This window comes from Mariniphaga sp. (genome assembly GCF_041687215.1).
In the GTDB taxonomy this organism is placed as follows: Bacteria; Bacteroidota; Bacteroidia; order Bacteroidales; family Prolixibacteraceae; genus Mariniphaga.
This window is the reverse complement of sequence record NZ_JAWLCI010000059.1, coordinates 13,000-29,595: the sequence shown is the minus strand read 5'-3', so window position 1 is coordinate 29,595 and position 16,596 is coordinate 13,000. Positions and strand designations below refer to the sequence as shown.

The window sequence follows — 16,596 nt, the reverse complement described above, 5'->3', positions numbered from 1 at the left end:
ATCGCTTGCTCAGGCAACTAAAGGAACGCCACATAAAACGGCAATACGACATAGGCCTCTGTTATTCAAAACAATAAATGTGTCAAAGTAGAACTAAATAAATTGCGTTTAATTTGCAGCCGATTTTAAAAAATAGAAACAAAAAAACTTTTCATAGAAATATACGGTTGCCAGATGAATGTGGCCGACAGCGAAGTGGTGGCAGCCATTATGCAGGAATGAAAATACAATTTGGCGCAAACTGCGGAAGAGGCCAATACGATTTTTCTGAATACCTGTTAGGTGCGCGACAATGCCGAACAAAAAATTTGGGGAAAGCTGAATTTTTACCAGAATATAATAAAGAAAAATTAAAACCTGGTGATTGGAATACTGAGTTGCATAGCCGAGCGTGTGGATGAAGAGTTTCTTGAAAAAGGTAAAGGCGATTTGGTTGCTGGTGGAAGGTATTTCCAAGAAATCGGGGCAGATGTTTTAACTCAACTTTCTTTTTTTCTCATTGCCAACCTTATCCTGTTCCTGAAATGATTTTAAAATGGCATGTGCAGCCAGTGGAGCAGTCAGGTAAATAAAAAAAACCACAAACAAACTTTTAATATAAACCATTGGGGTGTTAAAATAAATTGAGACTCCAATCAGAATTAAAAAAATTCCAAATGAAGGTGCTTTGGTAGCTGCATGAAGCCTGCTGTACAAATCTTTTAAACGAATTAAACCAATGGATGCAATTAAAATGAAAAAAGATCCTGACAATAATAGTATTGAAATAATTATTCTATCCATATCTGTGTTTTAAATAGGTTGAAACTGCAACGGTACCAATAAACGAAATCAGCGAAATAATAACCGCCAAATCAAGGTAAATTTCCTTTTCAATTAATACACTATACACTACTATAAACCCCATTACCACAATTGCAATTACATCCATGGCAGCAATTCTGTCGTTAATTGACGGCCCCTTTAAAAGGCGTATAAAAGCCAACACCAGGGCAGCCAGCAAAAACGAAAATGTAATAATTAAAACAACAATTGAAATACTGTATTCCATAATTTAACCTGTTATCCGTTTTATTTTTTCCTGCATTTTAAAAAACTCGTTCAACATTATTTCATCAGTTTTATAATACAAAACATGCACCTGCACTGTTTTTTTATCTTTACTTATATCCATGCTCATAGTACCAGGCGTCATTGAAAGTAAATTACTGAAAAGCAATAAACCGAAATCAGTGTCCAGTTTTACAGGTATCTCCATAAAAGCCGGTTTCATGCGCATTCTGGGTGTTAAAATATCCCAGGCAATATATAAATTGGCTTTGGCCAGGTTATACAGGTAATAAACTATAAATTCAAGCGTGAAATAAAACTTCTTTAAAATTTTCATGGATTTACCCCTTTTAAAACCGTTTCTATATATAAATCAGGATTAATAAGTTGATTGGCAGCTTCCATGGTATAGCCAAAAACATACATGGCAAAAATACCCATTAAAATACTAACAGCACCCAGCAATACAGAAGGAAAATATTCAGCAAAGCCAAAAGAAATGCTTTTACTTTGATTCCCGTTGCCGGGCTGTTTTTTTAAAAAAGCTTCGTTCCAAATTTTTATCATGGAATAAAGCGTCAGCATTCCGGTAAGGATGGCCACGGCAGTAATAACGTAATTTCCGTTTTCAATACCGGCTTTAATAAGGATGAATTTGGCGAAGAAACCTGAAATGGGTGGAACACCGGCCAGGGCAAAAGCAGGAATTACAAAAAGAATTGCCAGAAAAGGACTCTCCTTAAATAATCCGCCAATTTCCTTTAGCTCAAAAGTACCACGGGCTTTGTTTATCATTCCTGAAACCAGAAAAGTATTTGTTTTTGCAATCATGTTGTGTAAGGTAAAAAATACCGCCCCGGCAATAGCAAGTGGGGTAAAAATACCCAATCCCATTATCATGTAACCAATCTGGCTGATTATGTGATAGGAAAGAATACGCCGGGTTTCGTAATGCGCTGCTGCTGCCAAACCTCCGGCAACCATCGTAAAACCTGCAATTACCAGTAACATCTGGTGCCAGAATTGAGGATCGTGCACAAAAAACAGGGTAAAAAACCGGATGAACGTGTACACACCAACTTTGGTTAGCAATCCTGCAAAAAGCGAAGAAATAGTAATGTTGGGTGTGTGGTACGATGCAGGCAACCAAAAATAGAGCGGAAATACAGCAGCTTTAATCCCGAAAGCCACAAAAAATAAAACAGCGGAGGTATTCATTAGAATGGCCTGATCGTCGTTTTTAAGTATTTGTGCCAGATGTGCCATATTTAGCGTACCTGTTTTTCCGTAAAGTAGTCCTACACCTGCCAAAAAAAGAAGCGAACCAACCAAATTGAGTGCAAGGTATTTTATCCCTCCTTCGAGCTGTTCTTTTGAACGTCCCATGGTTATGAGCACAAAGGACGACATTAACATCACCTCAAACCATACAAACAAATTAAACACATCACCGGTTACAAAAGCGCCGTTCATTCCCATAGCCAGCCCGAAAAAGAAAATAAAAAAGCGATTGATTTTTATAGAATCAGGCAAAAAATTAAGCGCATAAACTGATATGGCAAAAAGAATAATTGCTGCAACAATAAGCATAAGGGCACTTAAATAATCAACCACAAGGGTAATTCCGAACGGTGCTTCCCAGCCTCCCATTTGCAGGGCCAATACGCCGTGTTTCTGCACAAGTAAAAACAGTGCCAAAGAAATCAGTACCAGCAATCCGGAAGCAACCGGCCCCAGCCAGCGGGCAAGTTTGTCAGACCGGCAAACAAGCATGCCGATAATGAGCACAAACGGAATTAATATAGGAAGCGCAACAAGTGTTATCATCAATCATCGGTTTTTTTCAACTGATCAAGATCATCAGTGCCGGTTAATTCAAAAAATTTATATTTAAGTGCAAGTGTAAAAACCACAATTCCCAACCCAATTACAATTGCAGTCAGCACCAGTGCCTGAGGCAACGGATCGGCCATTATTTCTGTATTTACTTTTTTGCCGTCAACAAAAACCGGACTCCCGGAAACCAAGCCGGCCGAGAGAAACACCAGCAAATTGGTTGCATTGCTCATGAAAATCAACCCAATAATAAACTTAAGTATGCTGCGCCGGAGCATCAGATAAACTCCGGCTGTGTATAAAATTCCTACTACTATGGCTAAAAGTATTTCCATTATCTTTTTTGTGTTAAAGAAAAAACAAACATTAATGTCACTCCAATTACGGTAAAAAACACGCCTATGTCAAACAGGAAGGGTGATCCAAGTTTTAATTCGCCTAAAAGCGGAAGTGGTATTTTTAACCAAACGCCTGTCATAAGAGTTTTCCCCAAAAACAATGAGGGCAAAAAGCTTAGTAAAATGATAAATAATCCTCCAGCAATCAACCATTCGGGAATATTTTGCAAACGTTCTTTAACCTGAAACGTATCAAAAGCAAATCCTCTGTAAACTACAGCCAAACCGGCCATTAATCCGCCAATAAAACCGCCGCCCGGGTCGTTATGCCCTCTGAGAAGTGCCAGTACGGCAAATGTTAAAAGCAACCATCTCAGGTATTTTGCTGCCAGTTGTAAAATTACTGAATTCATAATTTTTTGTTTTTTGTTTGCAGAAGAAGAAAAACCCCGGTGGCCGCTATAGTAAGCACTGTAACTTCTCCAAGGGTATCCAATGCTCTGAAATCAACCAAAATCACATTCACAACATTTTCGCCAAAAGCTTTGGTGTAACTGTTTTCAATAAAAAAATCGGAAATGGTTGGATTCAGATTAACATTCACTGCTTTTATTGCCAGAATAGTCATCACCGCTCCAAAACTTAGTGCAATAATAAAATCACGAATCCTGGTTCGCCTCGAAGATAATACGGCAAAACGCGGCAGTTTCTGTAAAATAGCCATAAACATAACCACTGTAAGTGTTTCTACAATTATTTGTGTAATGGCCAAATCGATAGCGCTGTAGTACATAAAAATAAGCGAGATACCATAACCTGCCACTCCCATTGAAATAATAGTCACTATACGGGACATTGACACGGCACTTGTTATGGCTGCGGCCAAAATAACTACCGCCAAACCCGAAATGTAAAAAGGTTTAAGGGAAAAAGGAACACCAAAATTCCATGACTGGTTTACAAACACTTGAAACCACAGCAATAATGAAGTAAAAACAATAATGGTTAAAATGTAATAGCGATGATATCCATGCTGAACTGTTTTTGTTTTAAATTGAGCCACTTTCACAAATTTATCCATCACCCAGGCAAAAACCTCATCCATTTCAATAGAAAAAACCACGCTGTTTACTTTGCGCCAGACATCAAGTAACTTTTTCTTTTTTAACATGGCCCAGTAGAGCGCCAACCCAAGTACAATGGTTAGAAGGCTTAAATAGAAAACCTGGTTAAAACCGTGCCACAACTTCAACTTAACGTCAATTATTTCGCTGGAAACCACGCCCAGTGCCGGTTTTATAACGGCGGTTCCCAGGTTACCGGGGAATAATCCTAAAACAAGACTAAGCAACACTAGTATTCCGGGGCCAATTAAAAAAGCTGCACCTTTTTCGTCTGGTTTTTTCTCGTATGTATTTGGTTTTCCAAGAAACACTTTACGGGCAAAAAACAGCGAAACGGCTACCATAAATACATTGGAAGTTACACCTAAAGTTAAAACCAGCGATGCAATTCCGGGAGACTGTACTTTGGCCTCATAAATCAACTCCTTACCTAAAAATCCGAGCAACGGCGGCAAACCGGCCATCGAAAGCAGGGCAAGCAGGGCAATAATAAATGTGAATGGCATGTACTTTACCAGACCGCCAAGCTTTGAAAGTTCTCTGGTTCCCGTTTTCTTTTCAATTAAACCCGCTACCATAAAAAGGGTGGCTTTGTAAAAAGCATGAATGAACAGAAACAGCATGGCTGCTTTTATAGATTCACTGGTATTGATTCCCAGAAGCAGCACCAGTACTCCAAGTGCATTAATGGTTGTATAGGCCAGAATTCCTTTTAAATCGGTTTGCGTAATGGCAAAATAAGAACCAGTGAGCATGGTAAGGACACCAACAAGCGAAATAATATATATCCACTCGTTTGTTCCACTCAACACAGGACTTAATCTGGCAAGCAGAAAAATACCCGCTTTTACCATGGTGGCAGAATGGAGGTACGAACTTACCGGAGCAGGCGCCTGCATGGCCCCGGGCAGCCAAAAATGAAAAGGAAATTGTGCCGATTTGGTAAAAACCCCAACCAGTATCAGCAATAACCCCGGAAGGTATAAATTACTCTGTTTTATGGTTTCAGCTCCGTTTATCCAGTCGTGAAGCGAATAACTGTCAACAACACTGCCCAAAAGAACAATGCCCGCCAACATGGCAAGTCCACCAAAACCGGTAATGTATAACGACTGGAAAGCTGCTTTGCGGGAAGATTCTTTTTCGTGAAAAAAACTGATTAAAAAATAGGATAAAAAACTGGTTAATTCCCAGAAAATAAACAACTGAATCAGGTTAGCCGACAAAACCAAACCAAGCATGGCAGCACTGAAAAGCATGAGGTACAGGTAAAACTTATCGGTGCCGGTATAACTTTTCATATAGGCTCTTGCATACAAAAAGATAAGAGCGCCAATTCCAGTAACCAACAATGCGAATACCATGGTCAGCCCATCGAGCAAAAATTCAAAGTTCAGGCCTAAAGCCGGAATCCACTCAAAAACGAGGTGTTTTGCTTTTGCGGTTGTAATTTCCGGAATCCTGACAGCGAAATAGACAAATGCACCTGCCTGCACTGCACTTAACACAAGAGGTTTCCAATTTTTCATCCGGTTTGGTATGAAAAAAATTACCAAAGATGCAATCAGAAAGATAATTAGAATAAAGTGCATTTAACAGCTATTTTTTAATTATAACGCCAATCGGATCAACCAAAGCTTTAAAAAAAGGTGCAAAATCCAGGTTGTTCGAAACAGAAGTGATACTTAAAATGGAAACTTTAGACAAATTCATAATGTGGTGTGCAAAAGCGCCAATATAATTATCGTAGGTATATCCTTCCTGGTGAGTCATTAACAGAATCATGCCTGCATCAACATTTTCGGCATACTCCAAAACTCTTTTAAAAGGAGGAATTTCAGATCGTTTGTAAAGTTTCATTTTACATTTAACTCCCTTCTGCTCAAGTACATCTTTGGCCTCTTTTAACTTTTTGTAAATACGGCTTTCTTTCTTTTCAATACCGCCTGCCAAAACAGAAACCAAATGAATTACAGCATTATATTCCAATCCATAATACAAAGCTGCAGATAGTTGTTCACTTGTTTTTTTGGTTAAATCCAATGGAACAACAATATGATCCTTCATTCTGGAAATATCGCCTTTCAGGGTCAGCACCGGCACTTTCGATTTTAAGGTGACATGATATACTGTTGTTCCGAGTTCATCTTCCGGATTTCCGCACTGATGATTCTCACCTAATATTACCATGTTGGCACCCCATTCTTCGGATAGGCTCAATATTTTTTCATAAGGCTTTCCACTTTCCACCCTTGTACCAACAACAATTTCCGGTATTTTATTTTTCAAAGCTCCTGCCAATTCAATCAGTTTTTCTTTGGCCTGCCCGGTAATTTTTACCAGATTTTCACTATCAGAAAAAAACTGAGCTAACAAACCGGGTGTGTAAATAACGTTTAACAAAAGTATCTCGGCATTAACTTTTCGGGCCAAAGCACCCGCATAGTTCACAGCCTGAGCCGAAGGTTCATTAAAATCAACAGGTACAAGAATTTTTTTTATGGTATGTTCCATCGTATGTTTCAATAATGTTTAATCAAATTTTCAAATTTCAGAACAACTCTCACATGGAAATAGTTTGCTTTTAAAGCATAATTTTCGAAGGTAAATAAAAAAAGAAAAAGGTTAATATATATCTAACCATTTTCATTAATTTGCATAAATATTAAACAATTGTTTATTGAATTGCCAATGGGAAAGTTAGTAAATGAATTCAGGGAATACCGTTCAAAAATGAATGAAAAAATTCTGAGCAGTGAAAATAAAGTAATGAAACGGATTTACAGTATTGACACACTCACATACCAGGATGGAGCGCTGAGCGGAAAAGTAAAGGAAATGCTTGGACTCGCCACTTCAATGGTTTTGCGTTGCGACGACTGCATAAAATACCACCTGGAAAAGTGTTTTGAACATGGGGTCACAACCAATGAAGTTTTTGAAATTTTTTCGGTAGCCAACGTTGTAGGCGGAACCATTGTTATACCGCACACGCGAAGAGCTTTGGAATACTGGGAAGAATTAAATGAAGGACTAGAATAAAACTTTTGTGCTTTCAATTGTTATATAGAAAACAACTTTCAATATTATGAGTAAAATATTTGCCATTTCCTCAGCGGGAAAAACTGAAAAATCATTTCTCGACCTGCGTTTCGGGAAGTGTGAAAATGTAGTTCTTTACAGCCCGGAAACCGGAATGACCAACATTCTGGAAAACCCATATAAAAACACAGAACACAGTGGTGTTCAGTTGGTTAATTTCCTGAAAAAGGAAGGCGTTTCAACCATTATTACAGGTGAAGTTGGACCAATGGTAAGCAAACAGCTTGAAAAAGAAAAACTGCAACTGGTACTTCTTCATGAAGAAAAAATTAAAATTGAAGAAATAATTGAACGCCTCAAGAAATAATTCAATTTCAATACAACCCTGAATTTACAAACGGAATCAGCGCGAGAATTATGGCTTGCCTGTAAAGTTCGGTTCGGTCAATCTGGTTATGGGTCAGTAATCCTACCGCCCCGTTTTTCTGCTTTGAATTCGATTCCCGGAAAATCAAATCGTTTGCTGCGCCCAGTTCAAGTCCTCCGGCAACCAGATGCCCCACTTTTTTGGGCAGCATAAAAGTGGCAGTTCGCGCTTCGCCCTTTTTCCCTGCTCCGTAAATCACAATCCAGGCAAAAGCAGCCAGGCCGTTTTCTTCCGCCTGAACGCCTCCTTCAATCCCAACCCAAAAATCGGCATCGTGAATTTTTTTGCGGGCTTCGGTTGCCCGGTTCCTTGCACCAAGTAAAGTTTCCCTGTCGGTTAGCGGTTGGTCTGAAACACCAGAACCTGTAACAACACTCTCCAACTCAATATCGGGGTAAAATGCTTTAAATCCTTTTTCCACAGCGTTTAATTTCACCGGATTTCCAGATGCAACTACAATCTTCATATTTTGATTTTTATCTTCACAAACCGGCAACTTAATCCAATTTTTGTTGTTCTTTATTCTTTTAAGCCGGAATTGTTATTTTCGTCGGATAAAATTGAAAAATGTTAGTCAGAAAAGCAAAATCAGAAGACCTGAATTCTATTCTGAAGTTTCAACTGGCCATGGCCAGAGAAACGGAAGGAATTGATTTAGAGCAATCAACAGTTGAAAAAGGCGTAGCCGCAGTTTTAAAAGATTCAACCAAAGGAAACTATTATGTAGCCGAAAAAAACGGGAAAGTGATTGGTTCACTGCTTACCACATTTGAGTGGAGCGATTGGCGCAATGGAACCGTTTTGTGGATTCAGTCGGTTTACGTGGTGCCCGAATTCAGGAGAAAAGGAGTTTACAGTAAACTTTACGGGCATGTAAAAAATCTGGTGCTGGAAAATGATGATTTAAAAGGAATCAGGTTATATGCCGACAAATCGAACGAAGGAGCACACAAAGTTTACCAAAAACTGGGCATGACCCCCGATCATTACGTAACTTTTGAATGGTTAAAATAAACTGAATTTTGAATACGGGCCTGTATAAATTAATTGAGGAAGGCGAGCACCAGCAGCAGGATTTTAAATTCTGCATAAACGACTCGAAAAAGATTGCAAAATCGCTGGTGGCCTTTACCAATACCGATGGCGGACGGTTGCTCATTGGCGTAAAAGACAATGGCAAAGTGGTAGGCATCAGTACCGATGAAGAATATTACATGGTGGAAGCGGCTGCAAAAATTTACAGTAACCCGCCCGTTAATTTTATCACCAAACAATGGATTTCTGAAGGAAAAACAGTTTTGGAAATCTCTGTTCAGCCTAGTGAAAAAAAACCACATTTTGCAAAAGATGAAAGTGGAAAATGGCTGGCTTACATCCGCATTAAAGACGAAAATGTGCTGGCACACAACATTCAACTGGTGGTGTGGAAAAAACAAAAAAGTCCCAAAGGAATTCATTTTACCTATTCAGAAGATGAAAAATTTCTGATTGATTATCTGCAAAAAAATAAGGGAATTACCTTTTCAAAATTTATCCGGCTGGCCCATATTTCACGAAAAAAGGCAGAAGAAGTACTCAGCAATTTTGTAATTATGGATGTAATAAAAATGCAAACTTCGCGCGAAGGAACCGTTTTTGTGTTAAACTCTGATTTCGATAAAGCCAAGTTTGAAAGATTCAAATAATTGGATATTGCACTTTATTAACAAACTTTTTACAGTTTTTTATTCTTTTAAAAACTTCAAACCTGTTTTTCTGTTTATTTTTGAAAGTTCAATTAAAAAATTAATTAAAATGATTCAAAAAATATTAATTCTTGCAGCATTCCTGATTTCCGGATTAACTTCTGCAGCACAAAACGATTACCTTGAATCCGACGCAGAGGATGTTGAAAAAACGTACATTGGGGGTGAATCCTACGAAGTAAAAACCTTTTCACAAAATTTTAAAGCAAAAAAGCCGAAAAATGTTATTTTGTTTATTGTTGACGGAATGAGTCTGCCACACCTTCATGCAGGGCTAACTGCAAATAAAGGCAGTCTTTTTCTTACAAATTTCAAATATATGGGATTGGCAACAACACATTCAGCCAACAAATACATCACTGATTCAGCAGCAGGAGGGACAGCTCTTTCAACCGGCCAGAAAACAACCAACGGCGCCATTGGTGTGGACGTTAATAAGAAACCGATAAAAACCATTCTTGAAGAAGCCGAAGAAAAAGGGCTGGCTACCGGTTTGGTTTCCACGTCGTCGATTACCCACGCCACACCGGCTTCGTTCATTGCCCACCAGGAAAGCCGGAACATGTATGAAGAAATTGCCGCCGATTTCCTGAAAACCGACATCGATGTTTTTATTGGCGGTGGATACAAACATTTTACCGAACGAAAAGACGGGCGCAACCTCGTTGAAGAACTCACTCAAAAAAATTACCGGGTGGAACAGGATATTAACACGATTAAAAACATTAAAAACGGTAAACTGGCCGGACTGACTGCTTCCGAACACAACGGACGCATGGACGAACGTGGTGATATGCTGCCAGTTGCCACCAGCACCGCCATTAATATTTTAAGCAACAACAAAAAAGGTTTCTTTATGATGGTGGAAGGCTCGCAGGTTGACTGGGGAGGCCATGCAGGAAGTACCATTTATGTGGTGGAAGATATGCTCGATACCGACCGCGCGGTGGGAAAAGCCCTTGAATTTGCTGCTCAAAACAAGCAAACACTTGTTGTAGTTACCTCCGACCACGAAACCGGAGGAATGACTATTCTGGAAGGCAATTACGAAACGGGCATGGTAAAGGGTGAATTTACTACCGGCGGCCACACCGGAATTATGGTTCCTGTTATGGCTTACGGACCAGGAGCAGAACAATTTACAGGATTTATGGATAATACAGACATTCCAAAAAAAATAAGGAAACTGTTAATTGGAAATTAATCTCAGGATATTTGATAGATAAAGGCCGGAACGATGGTTTGACATTTGATTCCGGCTTTTTTATTGTTTTTCCCGTTTGTTTTTCTATTTTCGGGCATACTTTAAATCGAATAGTATGAAAGAAGCGTTGGAAGTTCTCGACCATGTCCGGTTAAATTTTTCCCCATCAGGCTTACTGGCTTTGAACATTGTAATTGCTTTTGTGATGTTCGGTGTGGCACTCGATATCAAGCTGCAGCATTTTAAGGATGTGATTATGAAGCCGAAATCGGCTGTAATAGGTGTAATTTCGCAGTTCATTTTGCTTCCGCTGGTCACCTTCGGATTTATTTTAATACTTAACCCAACGCCTACAGTTGCCCTCGGTATGATATTGATTGCTTCGTGCCCGGGCGGAAATATTTCCAATTTTATGAGTGCCATGGCCAAAGGAAATGTTGCCTTATCGGTAAGTTTAACTGCAATTGCCACCCTGGCCGCAACGTTTATGACGCCGTTGAATTTTGCCATTTGGGGAAAATTGTACCTGAAATATTACAATGCTGCCGGCGCCGGTACTTACCTGGTTCCAATAGAAATTGACTTTTTACAAATGGTGCAAACAGTGGTTATTTTGCTGGGTATTCCGGTTGTTCTGGGATTACTTTTTTCACAATACTTTCCCCGGATAACTGAAAAAGTTAAAAAACCCATCCGGCAAATTTCAATCATCGTTTTCATTGCCTATGTAATTATTTTGCTATCAGCCAATTTTAACAATTTTATGCGATATGTGCATGTAGTATTTTTCATTGTACTCATCCACAATGCCCTGGCGCTGGGAACCGGATTTACCATGGGTTCAATTATGCGGTTGCCACGGATTGATCGCCGTACCATTTCCCTTGAAACCGGCATTCAAAATTCAGGATTGGCGCTGGTGCTCATGTTCAATCCTAAAATTTTTCCTCCTGAGCTGGAGCTGGGAGGAATGACCGTAATTGCTGCCTGGTGGGGCGTTTGGCACATCATCAGCGGGCTCACCATTGCCGGGTTGTGGGCTAAAAAACCGTTATACGAACCTGCGGTGAGATGAAATACGAGAAGTGGTCGCTGGGGTACTGGTTTCTGAAACAGTACATTAAATTTGCCGATTGGCTGATTCACAAAAAAACCATCATTACCGGCAAAGAAAAGATTCCGGATAATAAACCTATTGTTTTTGCGCCTAACCACCAAAATGCACTGAGCGATCCTCTGGCTGTTCTGCTTTACACACGTTTTCAGCCGGTTTGGCTGGCTCGGGCCGATATTTTCGGAAAATCGAAAGCAGTGGATTCCATCCTGAAATTCATGAAAATTATGCCGGTTTACCGACTACGCGACGGTAAAGAAAACCTGGAAAAAAACGAGCAAACCTTTTCCGATTCCATAAAAGTGCTGAAACATAATTTCGCGCTGGCTCTGTTTCCCGAGGCCGCCCATTCGGCCAAACGGCAAATGCTGGTGCATAAAAAAGCCGTGCCGCGCATTGTTTTTATGGCCGAAGAAAAAACCAACAATCAACTGGACATTCAAATTATTCCCACAGGAATTTATTACAGTCACTATTGGAAATTCAATCGAACAGTGATTGTCAATTTTGGTGAACCCATCCCGGTAAAGGATTTTCTTAACACCTATTCCGGAAACCCAAATGCCGCGGTAATTGCTTTGAAAAACAAAATTTTCGATGCTATTCTACCTCTTATTATTGACATTAACAGCAAAAAATATTACGAAGAATTTGAATTGATTCGGAAAATTTATGGCAGGCATTTTCTGAACCGGCAGAACCTAAAATACTCTGTTCTGAACCTTTTTCAATCCGACCAAAAGCTTACTGTTAGTTTGGATAAACTGGAGACAACCCAACCTGATGAAACACAAAAAATTGCAGAACAAGCAAAGAATTACATTCAACTTTTAAACAAGCTGAAACTCAGAAACTGGCTGGTTGAAAAAAACCGAAACCATGCCGGAATGATTTTGCTGCATTCAATTGTTTTGTTGGCAAGCTTGCCACTATTTTTGTTCGGCTTCATTTTCAACGCTATCCCGTTTTTTCTTATCGACAGGATTATTCGAAAAAAGGTGAAAGACAAATCGTTTTGGAGCACTTTTTTCCTTGTAGCCGGAATAATTTTATTCCCACTTATTTACCTGCTCGAACTGCTTGCTGTTTCGTGGGTAATTCCCGGAATATGGTTAAAAATTGCTTTTCTGGTCAGTTTACCTCTTGCCGGCAAAGTTGCATTCAGGTGGTACATCTTACTTCGCAAAACCATGGGTCGCAGCCGTTTACTTTTGTTAAAATGGTTCAAAAAGGAAAGCTACAATCAGCTTATATCTAAAAAAGAAAATCTCTTTAACAAGCTTGACAAACTCATTTCCCTTTAAACTGTTAACTTTAAACCCGAAACTTGTTCAGTAAGCCCCGATTTTCAGAAGCGAAGAGAACTGAAAAACGTTGAGCAAACTAATCCCGCGTAGCGGAAAAACTTTAAACAACAGTGCCATGCCCGAAAAATTAAAAGACATTCTTTTCCCCCGCGAAAAAGTGCAATTGTTTGCTGATCTTCTGGTTGCAGCTTATCCCCAATTTGAAGCCGATAAATTTATTGAGTTGGTTTGCAACGATAAATGGCCTGAACGGGAATTGAAAGAAAAAATGAGGCACACCACCCAATGTCTCCACCAATTTTTACCCGACGATTTTTCACTGGCGGTTGATATTTTGAAGTCGATTGTTGCGAAAGTGGAAGGATTTGAGGCCATTGTTCTGCCCGATTATGTGGAGGTTTACGGCCAGGAGCACTGGGACATTTCCCTGCCGGCACTGGGCGAACTGACCAAATGCGGTTCATCGGAGTTTGCCATCCGCCCGTTTTTGAATAAAAATCTGAAAAAAACGATGGAGTACATGTATGAATGGGCGGAAGATGAAGATTACCGGGTTAGGCGATTCGCCAGCGAAGGCTGCCGGCCACGGTTGCCCTGGGGTGCAGGTGTTCCGACATTAAAAAAAGACCCTTCGCCCATTATTCCAATTCTTGAAAAACTAAAGGACGACCCGGAACTTTTTGTGCGAAAAAGCGTGGCCAACAGTTTGAATGACATATCGAAAAACCATCCCGAACTGGTACTTGACCTGTGTAAAAGATGGCAGGGAAAATCGGAAAACACCGACTGGATTATTAAACAGGGCTGCCGCTCATTATTGAAACAGGGAAACAAACAAGCCATGCTGCTCTTCGGTTTTGCCAATCCGGGAAAAATTCACGTTGAAAATCTGAAACTTTCCAATGATTCGCCAGCCATTGGCGATGAAATCATTTTTTCATTCGATTTGAAGGTAGAAAATTCCATGAAACAAAAAGTACGGCTGGAATATGTGGTGCACTACGTAAAATCATCGGGAAAAACTTCGCCTAAAGTATTCCAGATTTCAGAAACCGTTTTGAAAAAAGGTACCCATCGTATTAAAAAGAAACATTCGTTTGCCAACATGTCCACCCGTAAACATTATCGGGGAGAACACAAAATTGAAGTTGTGGTAAACGGGGAAGTGAAAGCAGAAGCGAAATTCAACCTGCTGCCGTAGAATTTGGAATCCCAAAAAACATTACCTCCCTCTTTTCGACCTTTTTTGCCTCGATTTGGTCCGTTTAAATTTATCTTCGAACGACTTTTTTGATTTGTCTTTTTTCTTCCGCTGATGAAATGCACCCTGGTAGGTGGGATCGTCAATTTTCCGCTGGCGGTCAATTTCCCGCAGTTGCAGTTGTCTTTCGTCAAAATCGTTTTCTACCACTTCCACTTCAGGAGGCAATTCCTGTGGTGTTATTTCCATCCGAATCAGTTCCTCAATCTTTTTCCAGTGCCATTCCTCCGATGGGTCGATGAGCGTTATAGCATCGCCGCGGTTACCGGCACGGGCAGTCCGGCCAATCCGGTGCACATAATCTTCGTAATTGGGCGGAACATCGAAATTGATTACATGAGTTACCAGGCTGGCATCCAATCCACGCGCCGAAACATCGGTGGTAATGAGAATGCGAACCTCGCCGTTTTTAAACGCCTGAATAGCATTTATCCGCGCGTTTTGTCCCTTATTGGAATGTAAAATCCGTTTTTCTCCCTCTACCTTTCTCTGAATCACCTTAAAAACGCCATCTGCGTGATCTTTGGTTTTCACAAAAATGATGATTCGGGAAAAATTTTCTTCATCTTTTAACAGGTATTTTATCAGGTTGAGTTTGGTGCGGTAGTTGGGCACTTTGTAGGCAACCTGGGTAACTTCCTGCACTGTGGTTGCAGATGGAGATACTTCCAGCTTTTCATAAAAATCGAGAAACTCCTCCGCAAGTTTTTCAACTGCTTCTGAAAAAGTGGCGGAAAACAACAGATTTTGCCTTTTGGTCGGAAGAATTTCGAAAAGTTTTCTCAACTGGGGTTGAAATCCCATATCGAGCATTCGGTCGGCCTCATCAATTACCAGGTATTTCACTTTTTTCAGCGAAAGAACTCCGGCCTGATACAAATCCATTAAACGTCCCGGTGTGGCAACCAGAACATCTATACCCGGCGTTACCAATTCGGCATGTTTGGTCCAGCCAATACCGCCAAAAACCGCTGCGTGCCGCAACTCCGACAAGGAAGTCAGCTCGGCCACATCCTCGCCTACCTGAATGGAAAGTTCGCGGGTGGGAACCAAAACCACCACGCGTGGATCGGTTCCTTCTGGTTTTTTTAGTTTGGAGAGCAACGGCAAAAGGTAAGCCGCAGTTTTTCCGGTACCTGTTTGGGCCACGCCCACCACATTGGCGCCCGAGTTAATTTTCGGAATCGCCTCCTGCTGAATGGGTGTGGGCTCTTTAAACCCTATGTCATCTAACGACTTCAGTATCGATTTGGCAATTTTAAGCTCTTCGAATGTTTTCTTCATGATGCAAAAATAGGAAATCCTGCCTGATTGTAATTCCAACTAATGTTGGGTTTAATTTTTATCTTTGGCCCGGAATTAAGAATATGCCAAATTTATATATAATAGCCGGATGCAACGGAGCAGGAAAAACCACGGCATCCTTCACCGTACTGCCTGAAATGCTCCATTGCGACATTTTTATTAACGCAGATGAAATTGCGCGCGGACTTTCTCCGTTTAAGCCGGAATTATCGTCGATTGAAGCTGGACGGCTAATGTTAAAAAAAATTAACGAATACATTCCGCTTCAAAAAGATTTTGCCTTTGAAACCACCTTGTCGTCACGTACATTTCGTAATACCATTTTGAAATCCAGAAAATCGGGATACGAAACCACGCTCCTGTTTTTTTGGCTGAATTCGGTGGAACTGGCCTATGAACGTGTTGAAAACCGTGTGCTTGAAGGAGGACATCATGTACCCAAACATATCATTGCACGACGGTATTATGCCGGTATAAAAAACCTTTTCGACATTTATATTCCGGTAAGCGATTACTGGATGATTTTCGATAATTCACAGAAAATGTCATCAGAGTTAATTGCTGAGGGAACGATAACGGAATCGAAGATTGTAAAAAATATTGCTAAATTTGACCGCTTAAAATCTTTAGTTGATGAAGAGAAAAAATAAAAATGAAATTCGAAAGAAAATTTTAAAGGGTCTTGAAATGTACCAGGAAAGACTCATTCAAACTAAAAAAGCAAGAAACCTGGAATTGGTTGTTTCCGACGACGAGGGAAGAGTTGTTCGCATTCCTGCACACGAACTCTAAATCACATAAACTAATTTATACACTTTCCAACCTTCAACAACATTTATTCAT

General features: G+C 40.1%; 21 protein-coding genes. 11 read left to right on the top strand and 10 right to left on the bottom strand.

Annotated elements, in window-relative coordinates; genetic code table 11:
- Positions 1 to 113 precede the first annotated feature (113 nt).
- Entirely contained in the window at positions 114 to 401 is a 288-nt protein-coding gene (locus tag ACESMA_RS17145; protein ID WP_372950085.1) for a hypothetical protein, read from the top strand.
- 73 nt (positions 402 to 474) lie between these two features.
- On the opposite strand, the gene mnhG is transcribed toward ACESMA_RS17145, so the two are convergent.
- The 8 genes from mnhG to ACESMA_RS17105 form a co-directional block, all read right to left on the bottom strand.
- Positions 475 to 783, bottom strand: a complete 309-nt coding sequence (gene mnhG / locus ACESMA_RS17140; RefSeq protein WP_372950084.1) for a monovalent cation/H(+) antiporter subunit G — start codon at positions 781 to 783, stop codon at positions 475 to 477.
- Positions 776 to 1,051, bottom strand: a complete 276-nt coding sequence (locus tag ACESMA_RS17135; RefSeq protein ID WP_372950083.1) for a monovalent cation/H+ antiporter complex subunit F — start codon at positions 1,049 to 1,051, stop codon at positions 776 to 778. Before ACESMA_RS17135 ends, mnhG begins: the two co-directional genes overlap by 8 nt.
- A 3-nt stretch (positions 1,052 to 1,054) precedes the next feature.
- Positions 1,055 to 1,387 (bottom strand): Na+/H+ antiporter subunit E, encoded by a 333-nt coding sequence (locus ACESMA_RS17130; protein ID WP_372950082.1) that lies wholly within the window; start codon positions 1,385 to 1,387, stop codon positions 1,055 to 1,057.
- Positions 1,384 to 2,877 (bottom strand): proton-conducting transporter membrane subunit, encoded by a 1,494-nt coding sequence (locus tag ACESMA_RS17125; RefSeq protein ID WP_372950081.1) that lies wholly within the window; start codon positions 2,875 to 2,877, stop codon positions 1,384 to 1,386. Before ACESMA_RS17125 ends, ACESMA_RS17130 begins: the two co-directional genes overlap by 4 nt.
- Positions 2,877 to 3,221 carry an NADH-quinone oxidoreductase subunit K gene (locus ACESMA_RS17120; RefSeq protein ID WP_372950080.1) on the bottom strand — a complete coding sequence of 115 codons (345 nt, stop codon included), beginning with the start codon at positions 3,219 to 3,221 and terminating at the stop codon, positions 2,877 to 2,879. Before ACESMA_RS17120 ends, ACESMA_RS17125 begins: the two co-directional genes overlap by 1 nt.
- On the bottom strand, positions 3,221 to 3,637 hold the full coding sequence (locus ACESMA_RS17115; protein WP_372950079.1) for an MnhB domain-containing protein: 417 nt from the start codon (positions 3,635 to 3,637) through the stop codon (positions 3,221 to 3,223). Before ACESMA_RS17115 ends, ACESMA_RS17120 begins: the two co-directional genes overlap by 1 nt.
- On the bottom strand, positions 3,634 to 5,877 hold the full coding sequence (gene mbhE / locus ACESMA_RS17110; RefSeq protein WP_372950078.1) for a hydrogen gas-evolving membrane-bound hydrogenase subunit E: 2,244 nt from the start codon (positions 5,875 to 5,877) through the stop codon (positions 3,634 to 3,636). Before mbhE ends, ACESMA_RS17115 begins: the two co-directional genes overlap by 4 nt.
- A 70-nt stretch (positions 5,878 to 5,947) precedes the next feature.
- Complete coding sequence (locus tag ACESMA_RS17105) at positions 5,948 to 6,862, bottom strand: universal stress protein (protein WP_372950077.1); 915 nt, start codon at positions 6,860 to 6,862, stop codon at positions 5,948 to 5,950.
- Between the two features lie 177 nt (positions 6,863 to 7,039).
- Between ACESMA_RS17105 and ACESMA_RS17100 the strand changes: the two genes are divergently transcribed.
- Positions 7,040 to 7,390, top strand: a complete 351-nt coding sequence (locus ACESMA_RS17100; protein ID WP_372950076.1) for a carboxymuconolactone decarboxylase family protein — start codon at positions 7,040 to 7,042, stop codon at positions 7,388 to 7,390.
- A 46-nt stretch (positions 7,391 to 7,436) separates the two neighbouring features.
- Positions 7,437 to 7,757, top strand: a complete 321-nt coding sequence (locus tag ACESMA_RS17095) for a NifB/NifX family molybdenum-iron cluster-binding protein (protein ID WP_372950075.1) — start codon at positions 7,437 to 7,439, stop codon at positions 7,755 to 7,757.
- Between the two features lie 7 nt (positions 7,758 to 7,764).
- Here the strand turns inward: ACESMA_RS17095 and yjjX are convergent, their stop codons facing one another.
- Positions 7,765 to 8,283: an inosine/xanthosine triphosphatase gene (gene yjjX, locus ACESMA_RS17090; RefSeq protein ID WP_372950074.1), complete on the bottom strand. Its 519-nt coding sequence runs from the start codon at positions 8,281 to 8,283 to the stop codon at positions 7,765 to 7,767.
- Positions 8,284 to 8,384: 101 nt separating this feature from the next.
- Between yjjX and ACESMA_RS17085 the strand changes: the two genes are divergently transcribed.
- The 6 genes from ACESMA_RS17085 (at position 8,385) to ACESMA_RS17060 (ending at position 14,388) form a co-directional block, all read left to right on the top strand.
- Entirely contained in the window at positions 8,385 to 8,831 is a 447-nt protein-coding gene (locus ACESMA_RS17085) for a GNAT family N-acetyltransferase (RefSeq protein ID WP_372950073.1), read from the top strand.
- 8 nt (positions 8,832 to 8,839) lie between these two features.
- The gene (locus ACESMA_RS17080) at positions 8,840 to 9,502 is read left to right on the top strand and encodes a helix-turn-helix domain-containing protein (RefSeq protein WP_372950072.1); all 663 of its coding nucleotides are present in this window, start codon (positions 8,840 to 8,842) and stop codon (positions 9,500 to 9,502) included.
- Positions 9,503 to 9,611: 109 nt separating this feature from the next.
- On the top strand, positions 9,612 to 10,766 hold the full coding sequence (locus tag ACESMA_RS17075; RefSeq protein ID WP_372950071.1) for an alkaline phosphatase: 1,155 nt from the start codon (positions 9,612 to 9,614) through the stop codon (positions 10,764 to 10,766).
- Between the two features lie 115 nt (positions 10,767 to 10,881).
- Complete coding sequence (locus tag ACESMA_RS17070) at positions 10,882 to 11,841, top strand: bile acid:sodium symporter family protein (RefSeq protein ID WP_372950070.1); 960 nt, start codon at positions 10,882 to 10,884, stop codon at positions 11,839 to 11,841.
- Positions 11,838 to 13,184 (top strand): 1-acyl-sn-glycerol-3-phosphate acyltransferase, encoded by a 1,347-nt coding sequence (locus tag ACESMA_RS17065; RefSeq protein WP_372950069.1) that lies wholly within the window; start codon positions 11,838 to 11,840, stop codon positions 13,182 to 13,184. Before ACESMA_RS17070 ends, ACESMA_RS17065 begins: the two co-directional genes overlap by 4 nt.
- 70 nt (positions 13,185 to 13,254) lie before the next feature.
- On the top strand, positions 13,255 to 14,388 hold the full coding sequence (locus ACESMA_RS17060) for a DNA alkylation repair protein (RefSeq protein WP_372950068.1): 1,134 nt from the start codon (positions 13,255 to 13,257) through the stop codon (positions 14,386 to 14,388).
- 21 nt (positions 14,389 to 14,409) lie between these two features.
- Here ACESMA_RS17060 and ACESMA_RS17055 read toward each other — a convergent pair whose 3' ends face one another.
- Positions 14,410 to 15,732: a DEAD/DEAH box helicase gene (locus ACESMA_RS17055; RefSeq protein WP_372950067.1), complete on the bottom strand. Its 1,323-nt coding sequence runs from the start codon at positions 15,730 to 15,732 to the stop codon at positions 14,410 to 14,412.
- A gap of 83 nt (positions 15,733 to 15,815) precedes the next feature.
- Here ACESMA_RS17055 and ACESMA_RS17050 point away from each other — a divergent pair, with 83 nt between their 5' ends.
- Positions 15,816 to 16,403: a zeta toxin family protein gene (locus ACESMA_RS17050; RefSeq protein ID WP_372950066.1), complete on the top strand. Its 588-nt coding sequence runs from the start codon at positions 15,816 to 15,818 to the stop codon at positions 16,401 to 16,403.
- The gene (locus ACESMA_RS17045; protein ID WP_372950065.1) at positions 16,387 to 16,545 is read left to right on the top strand and encodes a hypothetical protein; all 159 of its coding nucleotides are present in this window, start codon (positions 16,387 to 16,389) and stop codon (positions 16,543 to 16,545) included. Before ACESMA_RS17050 ends, ACESMA_RS17045 begins: the two co-directional genes overlap by 17 nt.
- Positions 16,546 to 16,596: the final 51 nt, after the last annotated feature.